Origin of the sequence: Pandoraea morbifera (genome assembly GCF_902459575.1) — a bacterium.
Classification (GTDB): Bacteria; Pseudomonadota; Gammaproteobacteria; order Burkholderiales; family Burkholderiaceae; genus Pandoraea; species Pandoraea morbifera.
Genome location: NZ_CABPSD010000001.1, coordinates 243344 through 259433 on the forward strand (window position 1 = coordinate 243344; position 16090 = coordinate 259433).

The window sequence follows — 16090 nt, forward strand, 5'->3', positions numbered from 1 at the left end:
GACATGATGGCCAAAACGCTGCGTGGCATGCTTCGATCCATTCGGCAGTCCGACGGACTGCTGTTCGCTGCCGTGTGCCTGCTTAGCGTGGGCATCGCCGCGGCCAACTGGCTGGTGGTGCGCTCCGTATTGCACAGCAATGTCGACGCGCGTTTCTCGCAACGGACCAACGCCGCCACCGAGAAGCTCGGGAGCGTATTGACCGCGTACCGCGACGCGGTCCATGGGGCATCGGATTATCTGGCGGACCTGCCCGCGCCCACCGACACCACAGTGACGACGTACGCACAGCGCATGAGGCTCGCGGAGCGCCTGCCCGGCCTGGTCAGCGTGGGCGAGTGCGAGCATAGCGGCGACCGCGTCCGGCGGGTGGCCGCATACTCGCCCATGGGCGGTGCCGTGCCTGCCTTGGACCTGTCGGGGGGCGCCGGGGCCGCGGAGCGCATGTTCTCGCGCACGTCGACGTCGACCGGGCGCGCCTATCTCGTTTTCCTCGCCAACGCGAGCGCGACACCGTCGTGCGCCTATGCCATCGCGGACATCGACATGCTGGTGCACGCGGCGATCGGCCCGATCCTGCACGAGCTGACGCTGACCATTGCCACGGCAGGGGCGACCGATCAACCCCAGCCGGTTTTCGACAGCCTGGCCCCTCGCCCGCCAAGCGAGCCGCGACCGTCCGCCACCTATCGGGCGACGACGCACTTGCCTTACGCCAACATGGCGGGTCTGGACCTCACCTACACCGCATCCGGCGAATTTGCCGCCTTGCGAGGGGCAGGCACGTCTAACTGGGCGCTCGTATTCGGCATCATCATGAGCGCCGCCACCTTGTTCGCCTGGGCTGTCGCGTTGATGTCACGGCGGCATGCCCGAGCGGTGGCCGAGCGCGAGGGACTCGACAAGCGGCGCTCCGACAGTCGCTTGTTCAGCGTCATCCAGTCGGTGCGCGAGGCGATCATTACCATCGACGAATGGCAGCGCATCCAGATATTCAACCCGACGGCCGAGAGCATTTTCCGATGCAGCGCGATGGAAGCGATCGGTGAGCCGCTGGGGCGTTTCATCCCCGAGCGGTTCCGCGATGCTCACTTCCGTCACATCGAGCGATTTGGGGCGACTGGCGTATCGGAGCGCCTGATGGGGCGCGGCAGGCCGCTGTGGGGACTGCGCTCGGACGGCGAGGAGTTTCCGATGGAGGCGTCCATTTCCCAGAGCGCCGACGCGGCAGGGAAGTTCTATACGGTGGTGCTGCGCGACGTGACCGAGCAGCGCCAGATGGCGAACGCGCTGCAGAACTCCCGGCTCGAGCTTGAGAAACTCAACGCGCGCCTGCTTGAAGTGCGTGAAGACGAGAAGCTGCGAATCGCGCGAGAACTCCACGACGATCTTGGCCAGCGGCTCACCGCGCTGAAAATGGACGCCGCAATGCTCAAGCGCGCGCTCGACGGCCATGCCCCCGCAAGCGCCGATGTGAAGCGTATCGAGATGGCGATCGACGGAATGATCAGCGCGGTGCGCCAGATGGCCGCCGAACTGCGCCCGCCGATGCTCGACGATCTCGGGCTCGGTCCCGCGATCGAGTGGTACGCGCAGGATTTTGCACGGCGCTACGGGGTGGCCGTCGACGTCACCGGCGCCCAGGGCCTGCCGCCCGTTCCACCGGCCGTGGCGACCGCGTTGTTCCGTATCGTTCAGGAGGCGATGAACAACGTCGCAAAACACGCGCGAGCGACGTCTATCACGATCGAACTGTCCTGCGACCGGGAATGTCGACTGCGCATCTCCGACAATGGCCGGGGCCTACCCCCTACCCGGCCCAAGCCCGACGCGCTGGGACTGATCAGCATGCGCGAGCGAGCTCGCCTGCTTGGCGGGTCGCTGGAAGTGCGCAGCCCATCCGAGGGCGGCACCGTTGTCACCTCGGTGATTCCGCTGGAGAAACCGCCCTCACCCGGCGCCCCCGCCGTTTGAGGGCCCACCGCGCTTTCGTTGCGCACGACGCGGCGCGCGATCGCGCCGGCACCGGGTTCACGTCGCCCCGACCCGCAACACCGCGGCGCCGGAGAACGCGCCACGGCGCAGATCGTCGAGCGCCTCACCGGCCCGCTCCAGCGGGTACTCGTGCGTAGTCACCTTCAGCGCAATCGTGTCGGCAAGTTTGAGAAATTCGAGCCCGTCGTCTCGGGTCAGATTCGCCACCGAGCGAACCTGGCGCTCCCCCCAGATCAGACGGTACGGAAACGACGGAATATCGCTCATGTGAATGCCGGCGCAGACCACGACGCCACCCTTGTCTGTCGACGCGAGCGCCTGGGGAACCAGTTCGCCGACCGGGGCGAAGAGGATGGCGGCATCGAGCAACTGCGGCGCCGGCGCATCGCTGGGCCCGGCCCAGTCGGCGCCGTGGGCCAGTGCAAACGCCTGCCCCTGAATGTCGCCGGGGCGCGTGAAGGCGTAGACCTCGCGGGACTGCGCGCTGGCAATCTGCGCGATCAGGTGTGCCGCCGCGCCGAATCCGTAAATGCCGAGTCGGCGGGCGTCGCCAGTCATCGACAGCGAGCGATAGCCGATCAGGCCGGCGCAAAGCAGCGGCGCCGCGGTGGCGTCGTCGTAGCGATCCGGCAGACGGAACGTGAACCGGGATTCGGCGACAACGTACTCTGCATAGCCGCCATTGAGGGTGTAGCCGGTGAATCGCGCGTCGTCGCAAAGATTCTCGCGCCGATTCAGGCAAAACCGACAGCACCCGCAGGTTGCACCAAGCCATGGAACGCCGACACGATCGCCGATCTGCAAATCCTCCACACGGCCTCCCAGCGCGGTAACCGTACCGACAATCTCATGCCCCGGGATGATCTTGTCGGGAACGTTCGGAAGGTCGCCGTCGACGACGTGCAGGTCGGTACGGCACACGCCACACACGCTCACCCGGATGAGAACCTGGGTGGGACTTGGCTCGGGAACCGGGATGTCGACCAGCCGCAATCTGTGGTCTGCCCCGGAGAGTTGCATCGCTCGCATACCGGTTCGCGCGGCCGCGCCTCGCCAAGTCTCGTACGTGCCGTACGTGTGCTTATGTCTCGTGCCGCTTGCGCGGCCCGTCCCGTCCCGCCGTCAGGATTGTGCTGCATTCGCCATGAGCGTCAACTGCCGGATGTCGAGCAGCGTGATCTCGCGCTGGCGCACGCGAAGCGCGTTCTGTGCCTGCATCCGGGATAGCATCCGGCTGACGGTCTCCAGTTGCAATCCGAGGAAACTACCGATCTCCTCACGCGTCATGCGCAGCAGGAAGGCGTTCGGCGAGTAGCCTCTCGCGGCCAGACGCGCGGAAACGTCCAGCAGGAAGCCCGCCAGTCGAGCCTCGCCGCGGGCGGTGCCCAGACGCAGCAACTGTTGCTGTTCCCGCACGATGCCGGCGGCGATGAGACGGTGAAGCTGGTGCTGTACGGCGGGTGCCTGCGTGCCGATCGACTCCAGCTCGGAGAACTGGATGGCGCAGACCTGGCTGTCCTCCAGCGCTACGGCCTCGGAGACGTACTGGCCGCCTGCGATCCCCGCCAGCCCGAGCAGCTCGCCGCCCATCAGGTAGCCCGTGACCTGTTCGCGACCGTCGGGGTGCGTCAGCACGGTCTTGAACGAGCCGGCACGCACGGCATAGATGTATTCCAGCGTGTCGCCGGGCCGAAATAGCACCTCGCCCCGCCGGACCGTGCGGCGCACCCGTGTCACACAATCGAGCCGGCGTGCCGACTCGTCGGAGAGGCCTTCCGCCAGGCAGAACTGCCGGAGCAGGCAGGTGCTGCAACGGGGTGCGCTGGCGTCGACGTCATCGAAAGCCCGATGGATCCGGATGCTTCGCGCTGCGATTCCCGAGGTCTCCGAGGGATCGGCCGGACCGCGGGGAACGGGCGCGAGCGGCGAAATCGGGGCGAGGGGCGAACGGTTCGAAAGGGAAGAAGGGGCATACATGGCAACTCCGTCTCAACGGCCTCAAGTCAAGTCATCACGCTTGAAGTATTGGAGACAGACGCCGGAAAAAAAATAAGCGCGTTGCGCGACGTCGTGTCAGCCGACACGACAGCCTGTAGGCATTGGACTACAAACGGTGCGTTCAGGGATTGTCGCGAAGCAGCTCGTGGCGGATCGCGTAGTGCACCAGTTCCGTCTGGCTTCTGAGCTGGAGCTTCTGCAGGACGCGCGCCTTGTAGGTGCTCACGGTCTTGGCGCTCACGCACAGGCTGTCCGCAATGTCCGAGAGCGAGAGACCGCGCGCGAGCATCAGGAAGACATCGAATTCCCGGTCGGACAGGCGCCGGAAGCTCGGGCCCTCGTCTACCGTGCTCGCCAGGTCCCTGGCGATTCGCTCGGCCATCGATGGGCTCAGATATACCCCGCCGTCATGCACCTTGCGCACGGCGCTCACCAGTTCCGCCGGCGCGCTTTCCTTGGTCAGGTAGCCCGCGGCGCCGGCCTTGAGCGCCCTGACCGCGTACTGCTCTTCGCCGTGCATGGTGAGCACGAGCACGGCAAGCCGCGGAAACGTGGCCTTGATATGGGCAATCAGGTCAACGCCGCTGCGTCCGGGCATCGACAGATCGAGCAGCAGCACATCGCATGGCGTGGTCTGAAGCAGCGACATCGCCTCGGCGCCGTTCGATGCCTCGCCCACAATCTCCAGGGCCTCATTGCCGGCCAGGATGCGCTGCAATCCAGCCCTTACCAGCGTGTGATCGTCCGCAACGATGATGCGAGTCATTTGCCCGCCTTTCTGTCGTATACCCCGTTCGATGCATTGCATGTGCAATACCCACGCACGCCCATGCCCGGGCGTCCATGAAATCGATTCTACACGCGGCCTGACGCTTCCGGCAGGCGCATTCGACAGGTGGCGTCTATAGAACATTCCCGGGAGCTTCGGAAGGTTCGACGCCTGTCGGGGGGATCAGAAGCACCGGGCGGTGCGCCTGCCGCGCGCAGTTCTCAGCAACGCTGCCCAGCGCCAATCGCCGGAAGCCTCGCCGGCCGTGCGTGCCGATCACGATCAGGTCGGCTTGCCACTCGTCGGCGGCGGCATTGATCTGCACCGCCACGTCTCCGCCCAGCGGCAGCAGGTCGCGAATCTCCACGTCGCCGCTCACGCCCTCGTCGTTGAGCCGCTTCGTGGCCAGTTGGCGCATGCTCTCCCCTTGCATCCGAAGGGCTTCGATAAAGGGGAACGGATCGGCATCAGTGACATAGGCGACGGGAATGTCCACCACGAACAGCACGTGCAGCCGCGCCCGGCGTGCCTTTGCCATGGCCAATGCGTAATCGAACGCGGCGTCAGCGGTCGGACTGCCGTCAATAGCGACCAGGATTCGTTCATACATGATGTCCGCCCTCCTCGGTGACCGTCGGCAGGCCCGCCGCGCGTGGCGCGGTGCCGTCCGCTCCCGTGACCAGCATGACGGGGCGGTGCGCGCGGCGCAGCACCTGCTCGGCGACACTGCCGATCAACAGGCGTCGGACGCCCCTGCGTCCGTGCGTGCCCAGGATCAGCAGATCGGCTTGCCAGTGCTGGGCTTCACGCAGGATCGCGTCGGCGACCGTTCCACCCCAGGTGCGCAGATCGATCGAGCGCGTGTCGGCCTGCAGGCCTTCGTCGTGCAGTTTCTTGTAACTGTCCGCCAGGGTGAGCTGGCCCTCGGCGATCAGGCCCTCCCGAATCGCTTCAAGGTCGATGTAGGTGGCAAACGCCGCTTGGTAATGGGTGAACGGATCGTCGATGACATTGACTACCCTCACGACATCGTCTGGCATGGCGAACCGGATCGCTTCGTGCAGGGCGTGCCATGAGGTCTCGCTGCCGTCTGTGGCAAGCAGGATTCGATGAGACATTGCGTCGTCCTCACAGGAAGAGTGCGGTGAAATGTGCGTGACGCTCGCCGGTGACATGATTCGCCCGGCATTACGGTGACGTTACGCTGGCGATTAGACAGTAGCGCCGCCGGCACTCGCCGTGTGCCGGCACGCGACCGGGCATTGACTCACATCAACGTCGCGCCGCGCGTCACCGGGCGATTCGCCTCACGACGGCTATGCTCTCAGTGCCGGAGACGATATTCGCTCCGGTCCCTGTCAGAGGTGTTTCCATGCAGATGAGCTTTCTGGGCGCGGCCGGAACGGTCACCGGATCGAAAACCCTGCTTTCGGCTGCCGGAAGGCAGTTGCTGATCGATTGCGGCGCGTTTCAGGGCATCAAGAACCTTCGTGCGCGCAATTGGGCGCCGCCGGCGTTCGATCTGCATCGTCTCGACGCCGTCGTGCTCACTCACGCCCATATCGATCACAGCGGATACCTGCCGGTGCTGGCCCGCTATGGATTCCAGGGCCCGGTGTACTGCACGGCGGCCACGCGCGACCTGTGCGAGATCATGTTGCTCGACAGCGCGCACCTGGAAGAGGAACAGGCGGACTTTCTGAACCGGCACGGCAAATCGAAGCATCATCCCGCCCTTCCGCTCTTCACGACTGCGGATGCCAGGCGCGCCATCGGGCTGCTCAAGCCGAGGGCGTTCGACACACCGTTCGCCATTTCGCCTGACATCGAGGTCACATTCCGTCACGCGGGTCATATTCTTGGCGCGGCCATGGCGCAGTTCGACGTTGGCGCGACAAAGATCCTATTCTCGGGCGACCTTGGCCGGGCCGACGACCCGATCATGCCGGCGCCGGCAAACCCGGAGACGCCGGACTATCTGGTGCTGGAGTCGACCTACGGAGATCGGCTGCACGACCGCACCGATCCTGGCGGACAACTCGCCGAGATTCTCCACCGGACGTTCGCACGCGGCGGCACGGTGATCGTGCCTGCGTTCGCCGTGGGCCGGGTGCAAAGCCTGATGTACTGGATCGCGCGCCTCAAGGCGGCCGGCGAGATTCCGGACATACCGGTGTTTCTGGACAGCCCGATGGCGATCGACGTGACCCGGGTGTATTCGGCGCATCTGGCTGATCAGCGACTGGACCAGGCGCAATGCGCTCAAATGTGTGGCGCGGCTACCTTTGTAACGAGCGTCGATCAATCGAAGTGGCTTGACACGCGGGCCATGCCGTCGGTCATCATCGCGGGAAGCGGCATGGCCACGGGCGGCCGGGTGTTGCACCATCTCAAGGCGATGGCGGGCAACTGGCGCAACACCCTCCTGTTTACCGGATTTCAGGCGCCCGGCACACGCGGATCGACGTTGGTCGACGGCGCGAGCGAGGTGAAGATCTTCGGTGAGTATGTTCATGTGACGGCCGAAGTCATACAGCTCGATACGCTGTCGGCGCATGCCGACTATGCTGAAACGCTCAACTGGCTCGCGAAGTTCGACCGGCCGGTGCGTCACATCTTCCTCAATCACGGGGAGCCTGCGGCGTCCGACAGTTTGCGCAGACGTATTTCGGAGCGCTTCGATTGGCCGTGCCATGTCGTGGAGTTCATGGAGCAGGTGAGCTTGTCCGACGCGGGCCTCGCGTCGGCGCATCGTCCCCCGCCACAGGAGCCTGGCCGTGAAGATTGAGTTCCCCCGCGTCGCCGCCGTCTACAACGCCGACGACATGACCATCGAGTTTGCCGTCGACTGCGACGGCAAGCGAATCGTGTGCGCCATTTCGGCCGAGGCACTCGAAGACCACTGCGACGCCAAGTCCATCAATGCCGAGGACCTGATGGTTGCCTTCCGCGCCCACCGCCCGTCGATCGAGAAAATGACGGCGCGTTATCTCAAGCTCTGTCAGGGCGCGCCGATCCTGCTGCGAAGCGGCCACTTCCGCTGGGGCATGGAGTGCCCGCCTTGCCGGGACGGATGATGAGCTCTGGTGGGCTGGCGACCGGCGCGACGCGCATCGCAGGCGAGATCAGATAACGTCGCGCGATGCGTGCGGTATCACTGCGACACTGCCTCCAATTGAACGCCCCGCGTTTCCACACCAAAGCACCAGACGCACACGGCGGCGACGCCGAAACACGCGGCGCCGAAGGCAAACACCATGCCGCTTGTCGACCAGGTCACGATCGCGCCCACGAGCGTAGGCCCGAGCAGCGCGCCGATGCGTCCGCAGAACGACGCATACCCGCAACCGGTGGCGCGAGCACGCGAGGGAAACAGCTCTGGCGTGTAGGCGTACAGGACCGCCCACATGCCGAACGCGAAGAACTGCATGCTCGCGCCTGCCGCATAGACCGACCAGGGCGCCGCACCGGTCACCAGGACCTGACCGAACGCATACGTCGCACACGCGCCGCCCACGAGCGTCCCGACACAGGTCGCTTTTCGTCCGAGACGCTCCACGGCCCAGGCGGCGGCGAGAAATCCGGGAATGCCGCCCAGCGAGATGTACACCGTGAAGAGCACGGATTGCGTCACCACGACGCCGGCCGCCTGCTGAAGTGCGCCGAGCCAGGTATTCAGTCCGTAAAACCCCAGCAACGCGAAGAACCAGAGCGTGCCCACAACCACCGTGCGCCGCCGGTAGCTCGGCGACCAGATGACCCGCATGCCCCGCGCCTGCGTCTGGGCGTCGGGGCTGGCGGGAGAGATCGGCGGCAGCACGTCGAGCTTGAGACGGCGCATCACCGATGTCTCGACCGCGCCCACGACGGCGTCGGCCTGCGCATGGCGCCCCTGCGACTCCAGCCATCGCGGCGATTCCGGCACGTACCGCCGAATCACGAACAGGAACAAGGCGGGAATGGCTTCCAGCGCGAACAGAACACGCCAGTTGTGGTGTGCCAGTACCGCATACGAGAGCAACCCGGCCGTGATGAACGCGAGTGGCCAATTGCCGTCCATCAGCGCCAGGTACTTGCCGCGACGCGCGGTCGGAATGAACTCCGAAAGCAGCGTCTGGGCAAGCGGCAATTCCATGCCCATGCCAACGCCAAGCAGCAGCCGGAACACGCCCAGTTCGACCGGGCCGGAAGCGCTCGCGCACAGCAGGCTGCCCGCGCCCCATACCACCATGCTGATCTGGAACACCGGCTTGCGCCCGAAGCGATCGGCGGCCATGCCCGAGCACACCGCGCCGATCGCCATGCCGACGAAGCTCGCGCTGCCGATCATCCCCGCATGCACGTTCGACAACCCGAATTCCGTCTTGATCGAGCCCAGCACGAATGTCATCGTTGCCAGATCGACGTTGTCGAAGAAGAACGCCAGCGCAATCACGAGAAACAACCATCGGTGGTACCCGCATACGGGCAGTCGCTCCAGGCGCTGCGCTGCCGTGATGCGGCCTACTTCAATCGAGTTCATTTTCATACGCCCTCCTCCGTTTCGGTCCGAGCCGTTTTGTTCGTCGGTCGGTCCCGGGATCGGCACCGCCTGCATCAATATCGGACGCCAAAAGCGGAGGGGCGCGCTGGAAAATGTCGTGCGCAATCGAAGTTACGCCAAGATGCTATTTTTGGGTGCCCCCAAAAGTGAACACGGATCAGTACGAGCGCCGTCTCCCAATGCGACTCACCACAGGAAGCCCACGCCCACCGAAGCGCCAACGTCCCCGCGCGATGACGTGTTCGCCACGCCCTTCAGCACCCACCGGCCATCCGCGGAAACCGACGACAATGCCATCGCCAGACCGCCTTCTCCCCGCCAGGTCGCGCCGCTAAAACTGAACATGTGTTTGCCTGGTTCGGTTGCCTGAGGCAGTCCTGCCATGGCCATCGCGGCCGCAATGCCGGCGCTGAGTTCTCCCTCCAGATGCTGCATGTCCCCTCGCACGCCGGCGAGTTGCTGACTGAAGTCGCGGTGAATGGCGCGAAGCTGGTTGACGTTGACGGCATCCGTTCCGGCGGTTCCCGGCCGAACGTTGGCGATTTGCCGCTCCCCGCCTGCGATGCCTATCGAAACCGTGTTGTCGCGGGTCGCCACCGAGCCCGCGCCAAGCGCAACGGATTGGGTCGCCGACGCGCGACTTCCATTGCCCAGCGCCGTCGAATGGTTGCCGCTCGCCTTTGCGCCATTGCCGACAGCGACGCTGTTCTCCCCGGACGCCTCGGCGCCGGCGCCGACGGCCATCGAGTTTTCGCCGGACGCCCTGGTTGGCGGCTGGATCGTCTTGCCCGGATTGATCTTGAACATCTCGCCGTTGCCATCCATGCGATGCGCGATATCGTGCCGAATCTCGTTCAGGCTGCCGTCGCGCCGCGTGAGGGGGGTGGCCGGGCCGACGGGCGAGTTGCTGCTCTTGACCAGGGTTTGATTGGTAAGGCCGATGGCCAGCGCGACGGCTCGACTGACGGCGCCGTCCAGTTGCCGCTTGTTCACCGCGTCGGTATCGAAGCGGCCGTCGGCGGTATGACTGATGGTCCGCTCCGCGCCCGCGGCGCCCACCGCGACCGAGCCCACGGTGTCGTTCATCGCGCCGGAATAGTCACCGACATAGCGTTGTCTGCCCTGGGCCGCGAGGGCACCCGCGCCCAGCGCAACGTCGCCATCCTCGCCGGCAATTGCACCGTTGCCGACGGCGGTGGAATCGACGCCTTTGGCGAGCGCCATCGGCCCGGCTGCCACGCTGCCGGGACCCGCGGCAAGTGAATCGGGAAGCGGCGGAGCCACGCCGCCATCCGCATTGAAGTACTTGGCGCGATTGCCACCTTCGCCGATATTTTTCACAGCCTCGTCAAGCGCCCGCACGAGTTGATTGGTCACGTACAGCTGCGACCCATTGACCGCGTCGATGCTGTCCTGCGTCAGGCGGCCAGCCGCGACGTTCTGGATCTGGCGCGGCGCGGTGACACTGCCGATGCTCAGCACATCGCCGGGCGCCGGGTGGCCGCCCGCAAACGAATGGACCATCCCGTCGACGACGAGCCCCTGAATCGGCACCGCAGCCGTCGCGGTCGATCCGTTGCCCAGGACGACCGCGCCGGCAAGAGTCGCGTCGCGTACCGCGATGCCGTTACCCAGTGCGAGAGCGTTCGCCGGTACCAGAACATTCCGACTCCCGATCGCGATTGCGCCATCGCCGCTGACGATGTTCGATCCCCCCAGGCTCACCGCCTGCGCACCGCTTACGACACTGCTATTGCCCAGGCTGATCGCTTGCGCACCGGTCGCCTGAGCCTCCCTTCCGACGGCGAGGGCGCTCGCCGCACCCGCCAGGGCGTTGTACCCGACTGCGGTGCTGCCCTGCCCCCGTGCCGACGCGTCCCTGCGATCGAGCCCCGTGTCGTTTGTGCGTACATAGCGAATACCGACACCGTTGGCGTCTGTGCCGGCTTGTCCTGCATCGCCGGCAATGTTTCGCAGATTCTGGTTAGTCTCATAGAGCTGCGCCCCGTTAACGGCATCGGTACTCGAGGGACTCAGTTTGCCGGGCGCGACATTGGTAACGGTCGTGGGGGATCCGGCCGGATTCATCGTCACGCGACTGAAGTTGATGGTGCCCTCAGGCGTCTTGTCGTACTCGACGGCGCCTGCGGCGGGTGACGCAGACAGCAACGCCTGATATGTCGCGAACAATTGCGAGCCGTTGATCGCATCGGTGCTGGTGCCGTCGACCCGACCGGCTGCGACGTTGGTGATGGTCCGCTCCTTGCCGGTATCGCCGACACTGACCGTGCCCGACGGTGTTGCACCCGCGAACGTGTATGCCTTGCCACCGAGCGTCGTGCCGCTCGTGCCGACGGCCACGGCGGTCCTGGCGCCAGCACCGAGGGCCACGTCACCCGCATTGGAGGCGATGGCATTTCTGCCCAGCGCGATGGCGCTGGCACCGGTCGCACGAGACTCCCCGCCGATCGCAATCGCATTCGTGCCCGGGGCCTGTGCACCCGCCGCCGCCGTGTTGGAGGCGTCGCTTCCACCGATCGCGATGCTTCCGGTGCCGGTCGCGCTCGCCCATTGCCCGAGTGCCGTCGACCCCATGGCAGTGGCGCTCGCCGCTATCCCCACGGCCGTAGCCCGTTGCGCGGCGGTCGTGCTGAACCCGATGGCAACGGCACCGCTACCGGTGGCAGTCGAATACGGACCGATCACCTGAACCCCCAGCTTATCGCCGCCGCTTGCCGAACAACCGATCACGTTAGACCAGAATCCAGTGCCGTCCACGGGCTTTTTGCTGTCCTTTCGAACGACACCATCCGGCCCCTGCTGGACCGTAGGGGCCGGACAGTCAACCGAGTAGGACGTATACGGGTAAGTGGTGGCGTGGACACCAGGCGACGCCGCGAGGCAGCCGAGCGTAGCAGCACCCAGGACCGTGCGCAGCAAACGATGACGAGTGCTGCGCGCGGGCACTTCCCGGTAAGTAACTCGCTTGGCGGGCGTCCCATGCGCTCCGGACCGCTCGCTTCCCACAATCCTGAATGGCTTTCCCATCGCTTTCGATCCCCATCGTTGACGTGAAATTGCCCCCCCGCACCCTTGTTCGGATGCGCACCAGGCGGAAGGCGTTGGCCAACAAGAGGCTAGTGTCGAAGCGTAAGGCGTGGCTGGCCGACGCGACCGATGACACGTATTGGAAAAACCAAGAGATGGTTGAAAACGCCGGTCGGCGCTGGTGCGGCGCGAGCGTTGCGCCCGGCTCAGATGGGCTGGCCCGGCCCGGTTAACGGGCCGGTTCCCAGCGCGGCAGCCCCCGGCAAGTGCGCCTTGAGGATCGCCACGACCGCCTGCGTTTTCAATGGCACGGGCCGCGCGGCGGGGACGAGAGCATTGAGTTCAACGGCGGGCACGGCGTGCGATGGAAGCAGCCGAACGAGGCGGCCGACGGCAAGGGCGTCCGCGCAAGCAGGTTCCTGAACCACTCCCACCCCGGCGCCGGCCAGCAGCATTTCGTACATCGGCCGCCAATGACTGACGACGATGCACGGGCGAATGGGGACGAGCATTTCGCTTTGTCGTGCACCGATCAGCGGCAGGTACTCGTTATTGAACTGCCCTTTGACGTGAATGAACGGATGGTTTGCCAGATCCCTGGGGGACGCGATGTCGCCATGGCGGGCGAGGTAGTCCGGCGCGCATACCAGCATTCGACGCACGTGGCCGAGGGGATGCGCTATGAAGTTTCCCTCGCCCGTAGCCCCCAGCCGCAGCGACATGTCCACGCCCTCGGTCACCGGGTCGACGACGAGATCGTTCAGGACGAGCTCGATGCACAATCGCGGGTGCAGCTCCCGGATGCGCAAGAGCGCCCGGGGAAGCACCACGCCTCCGAAGCACTGCGGCGCCGCAATGCGCACCGTGCCAAAAATCCCGTCAGCGCCTTTGGCGACGGCCGCGCAAGCCTCCTCGGCAGCGTCCAGTACGTGCTGGCATCTCGTATGAAACAACAGCCCTTCATCCGTGCAGGCGAGCGCGCGCGAGTTGCGACGAAGCAACTGTACCCCGAGGTACTGTTCCAGTCGTTCAATGCGTTCGCTGACGGCGGGCTGTCCGATGCCGAGATCGCGTGCCGCACCGGACATGCTGCCCCGCTCGACAACCCGAACAAAGATGCGCATGGCGGCCAGTAAATCCATGCGGGCGATCTTATCAGCAATCCTGCGGCCCGCTGCACGATGGCAAGGGGTATGCCGCCCCGACCATGTGCATGCGGAGCCCCTGCGGACCGATTCATCGGAGCGCTCGCATGCGGCTACTTCGCGGGACGAAATCGGTCCGGATCAAACGCGTCGTCTGCGAGGCCGGACAGTGACGCGCCGCGCTCGAAGGGAAAGCGCATGTACGGCGCCCGAGGCTGTCCCGGCGGCGAATACTGGCCGTCGGCGAGGATGCGCTTCTTGGCGCTCAGCCGTTCGATTTCGCAGCGGATGGCCACGATCTGATTCGCCGCACCGGACTCGATCGGCGTGTAATCCTTCTCCGGCCGGAATTTTTCGAGCGCGGCATTCTGATGCGAAATGACGTCTTGCGTTTGCTCGCGCATGACCGCCTTGCATCGCGCAATGACGCTGTAATACTCCAGGCTCGTGTTCTGCCCTTTTGGCGCCTTGAGCAACGCGACCGGGCGGTCGACCACCAGGGTGACGTGGGGATTTTCGGCGAGCAATTTTGCGAATTTTCCGAAGCGCGAGCAGTGAATCAGGAAGGCATCGCCGGCAAACGTGAAGCTCTGCGGAACGACATAGGGATGCGGTGAGTCGTTGACTGCCACCCGGCAGATCAGTTCGTCGCGCAGGAACGCTTCGATGGCGGGCCAGTCGGTCCACGCCAGATCGGTGCGGCGCATTTCGGGATCGAGATAGTCAGGCGTCATGAGCGCCGTCTCCTTCTGAAAGGGTGAGCAATTGGTTGCGGCCTGGACCCAGGCCGATCCCGGCAATGCGGCATGACGTGGCTTGTTCCACGGCTTGCAGCAGTGCCTGGAGTGCGCCCGGCAGATCTTCCGGGCGGTGGACGTTTCGCGGCAATGCTTCGAACGCCGTGAAACGGCGAATCGCGGGGACACTTCGGCCGCCCTCGGATAGGGCGATGCCCAGGACTGGTATCTCTCCCGCATGCGTCTTCGCAAACCACGAAAGACAATCGCATTTGTTCAGATAGAGCTCGTCCACCGCATGGCGCTCAACCGCGCTCGCGAGCGCCGCAAGGTCGAGGTACCCCAGACGCCGCGGCCGTCCGCTGCCCGTGCCGTATTCGCCGGTCAGCATGCGCAGCGCGATTCCCATGTCGAAGTCGTCTTCCGATGCGAGCATCGACGCCGCGTCGAAGCGGTCGCGCTCCTCGCGCCAGCCCGTGCCGCGTAGCGCTGCGTCCGCGCAGTACCGGGCGGAGCGCTCGCCGCCGAATTCGGTGGGAAACGGCCCCTCGCCCACGCGCGAGACGATCGCTTTTGCCACGCCGATCGTCTTGCGGTGATAACGGTTGGACAGGTCGCCCCCCACGAATGCGAACGCTGGCGCCGTATGGCTCGATGTGACGTAGGGCTGCTCACCTCCTGCGACATCGAGCATGACCGACTGCGCCCCTTCGAATAACACGCGCGCCCCGGCTTTGACCCGGTGCGTCAGCCAGAGCGCATCGGTCACGACAATCGTCTCCCGAAGGGTTCGCCAGGCGGCGCGCATGCGCGCGACCCTGTCTGCCGTGGCGGCGCGTGCGGCCGGTGCGTCGTCGAACTGCGCCGCGTATCGAAGCATCTGCTCGAAGGCGCCGGCGTCATCGGCCACGAGATCGCGGACCTGCACGACCGAGCGCATCCCGCGGTGCCATCGCAGTGCCAGGTCGGCATAGCACGGGCCAATGCCGTTGCCCGTCGTTCCGATGCCAGCACCGTGTCTGGCGTCGAAGTCGAGGTGCATCGGCTGGATGACCGCACAGCGTTCATTGACGTAAAGCCGCCCGTCGATGCGTGCCCCCGCGTCCCGGAGCGATGCGATTTCATCGGCCAGTTTTGTCAGGTTCACGACGCATCCGGAGCCGATATAGAGCGAGAGGCCCGGATGAAACACGCCGGAGGGGATCTGCGCGAGCCGTGCCTGTCCTTGCGGCGTTTGCACCGTATGTCCCGCGTTCGCGCCACCGTTGAAGCGCGCCACGATGTCATAGTCGCCGGCGATCCGGTCGACGATCTTGGCCTTTCCTTCGTCGCCGTACTGCATGCCGACCAGCACGTCGGCAAACCCCGTGCGTGTCTTCATGACGCCAGCGCGAAGGTCGCTTCGACTTCGACGGGCGCATTCAGCGGCAGGCTGGCCACCCCGATGGCAATGCGCGCGTGCTCGCCCGCGTGCCCAAAAATGTGCGTCAGCAGATCCGATGCGGCATTGATGACCGACGGGGCGTCGGCAAAGCCTTCCGAGGTCGCGACGAAGCCCCCCACCCGCAGCACGCCTGCGACGCGCTCGAGCCGGCCGTCTGTTGCAACGTGGGCCCAGCCCAGCACGTTCATGACGCACAGGCGCGCGGCGAGTCGCGCGTCGTCGACGCTGACGTCCGACGGCACTTTGCCAACGCAGACCGGCGCACCGTCGCGCACCGGCAGTTGTCCCGAGACGATCAGCGTGTCGCCGTGCAGCTTGAAAGGTTTGAAAGGGGCCGGCGCGAGCGTGAGGTTGGGCAGCTCGAGCCCGGCGGCGTTGATGCGTTCGTAGACGTTCATGGAATCTCCTGAA

At 65.5% G+C, this 16090-nt stretch carries 14 protein-coding genes; 3 read left to right on the forward strand and 11 right to left on the reverse strand.

Annotated elements, in window-relative coordinates:
• The first annotated feature begins 27 nt into the window (after positions 1 to 27).
• A complete protein-coding gene (locus tag PMO31116_RS01035) occupies positions 28 to 1974 on the forward strand; it encodes a PAS domain-containing sensor histidine kinase (protein WP_174970701.1) in 1947 nt (648 codons plus the stop codon).
• Between the two features lie 57 nt (positions 1975 to 2031).
• Here the strand turns inward: PMO31116_RS01035 and PMO31116_RS01040 are convergent, their stop codons facing one another.
• The 5 genes from PMO31116_RS01040 to PMO31116_RS01060 form a co-directional block, all read right to left on the reverse strand.
• On the reverse strand, positions 2032 to 3024 hold the full coding sequence (locus tag PMO31116_RS01040) for a zinc-dependent alcohol dehydrogenase family protein (protein WP_150565066.1): 993 nt from the start codon (positions 3022 to 3024) through the stop codon (positions 2032 to 2034).
• 93 nt (positions 3025 to 3117) lie between these two features.
• Positions 3118 to 3972: a cyclic nucleotide-binding domain-containing protein gene (locus PMO31116_RS01045; protein WP_150565067.1), complete on the reverse strand. Its 855-nt coding sequence runs from the start codon at positions 3970 to 3972 to the stop codon at positions 3118 to 3120.
• A gap of 142 nt (positions 3973 to 4114) precedes the next feature.
• Positions 4115 to 4759: a response regulator gene (locus tag PMO31116_RS01050; RefSeq protein WP_150565068.1), complete on the reverse strand. Its 645-nt coding sequence runs from the start codon at positions 4757 to 4759 to the stop codon at positions 4115 to 4117.
• Between the two features lie 136 nt (positions 4760 to 4895).
• Positions 4896 to 5372: a universal stress protein gene (locus tag PMO31116_RS01055; protein ID WP_150565069.1), complete on the reverse strand. Its 477-nt coding sequence runs from the start codon at positions 5370 to 5372 to the stop codon at positions 4896 to 4898.
• Entirely contained in the window at positions 5365 to 5880 is a 516-nt protein-coding gene (locus tag PMO31116_RS01060) for a universal stress protein (RefSeq protein WP_174970703.1), read from the reverse strand. The genes PMO31116_RS01055 and PMO31116_RS01060 overlap by 8 nt, the downstream gene beginning before the upstream one ends.
• 254 nt (positions 5881 to 6134) lie before the next feature.
• On the opposite strand from PMO31116_RS01060, the gene PMO31116_RS01065 reads away from it, so the two are divergent.
• Together PMO31116_RS01065 and PMO31116_RS01070 are read left to right on the forward strand one after the other, a co-directional pair.
• Complete coding sequence (locus PMO31116_RS01065; RefSeq protein ID WP_150565071.1) at positions 6135 to 7550, forward strand: MBL fold metallo-hydrolase RNA specificity domain-containing protein; 1416 nt, start codon at positions 6135 to 6137, stop codon at positions 7548 to 7550.
• Positions 7540 to 7839, forward strand: a complete 300-nt coding sequence (locus tag PMO31116_RS01070) for a DUF1488 family protein (protein WP_023595986.1) — start codon at positions 7540 to 7542, stop codon at positions 7837 to 7839. Before PMO31116_RS01065 ends, PMO31116_RS01070 begins: the two co-directional genes overlap by 11 nt.
• Positions 7840 to 7916: 77 nt before the next feature.
• Here PMO31116_RS01070 and PMO31116_RS01075 read toward each other — a convergent pair whose 3' ends face one another.
• The 6 genes from PMO31116_RS01075 to PMO31116_RS01100 all read right to left on the reverse strand — a co-directional run bounded on the left by PMO31116_RS01075 (position 7917) and on the right by PMO31116_RS01100 (position 16077).
• Entirely contained in the window at positions 7917 to 9290 is a 1374-nt protein-coding gene (locus PMO31116_RS01075) for an MFS transporter (protein WP_150565072.1), read from the reverse strand.
• Positions 9291 to 9491: 201 nt separating this feature from the next.
• Complete coding sequence (locus PMO31116_RS01080; protein WP_174970708.1) at positions 9492 to 12083, reverse strand: YadA family autotransporter adhesin; 2592 nt, start codon at positions 12081 to 12083, stop codon at positions 9492 to 9494.
• A 476-nt stretch (positions 12084 to 12559) separates the two neighbouring features.
• Complete coding sequence (locus PMO31116_RS01085; RefSeq protein ID WP_150565074.1) at positions 12560 to 13495, reverse strand: LysR family transcriptional regulator; 936 nt, start codon at positions 13493 to 13495, stop codon at positions 12560 to 12562.
• A gap of 116 nt (positions 13496 to 13611) precedes the next feature.
• Positions 13612 to 14232 (reverse strand): pyridoxamine 5'-phosphate oxidase family protein, encoded by a 621-nt coding sequence (locus PMO31116_RS01090; protein ID WP_174970711.1) that lies wholly within the window; start codon positions 14230 to 14232, stop codon positions 13612 to 13614.
• Positions 14222 to 15616, reverse strand: coding sequence for an adenylosuccinate synthetase (locus PMO31116_RS01095; RefSeq protein ID WP_150565075.1), 1395 nt, complete (start codon positions 15614 to 15616; stop codon positions 14222 to 14224). The genes PMO31116_RS01090 and PMO31116_RS01095 overlap by 11 nt, the downstream gene beginning before the upstream one ends.
• The gene (locus tag PMO31116_RS01100; protein ID WP_150565076.1) at positions 15613 to 16077 is read right to left on the reverse strand and encodes a RidA family protein; all 465 of its coding nucleotides are present in this window, start codon (positions 16075 to 16077) and stop codon (positions 15613 to 15615) included. The genes PMO31116_RS01095 and PMO31116_RS01100 overlap by 4 nt, the downstream gene beginning before the upstream one ends.
• Positions 16078 to 16090: the final 13 nt, after the last annotated feature.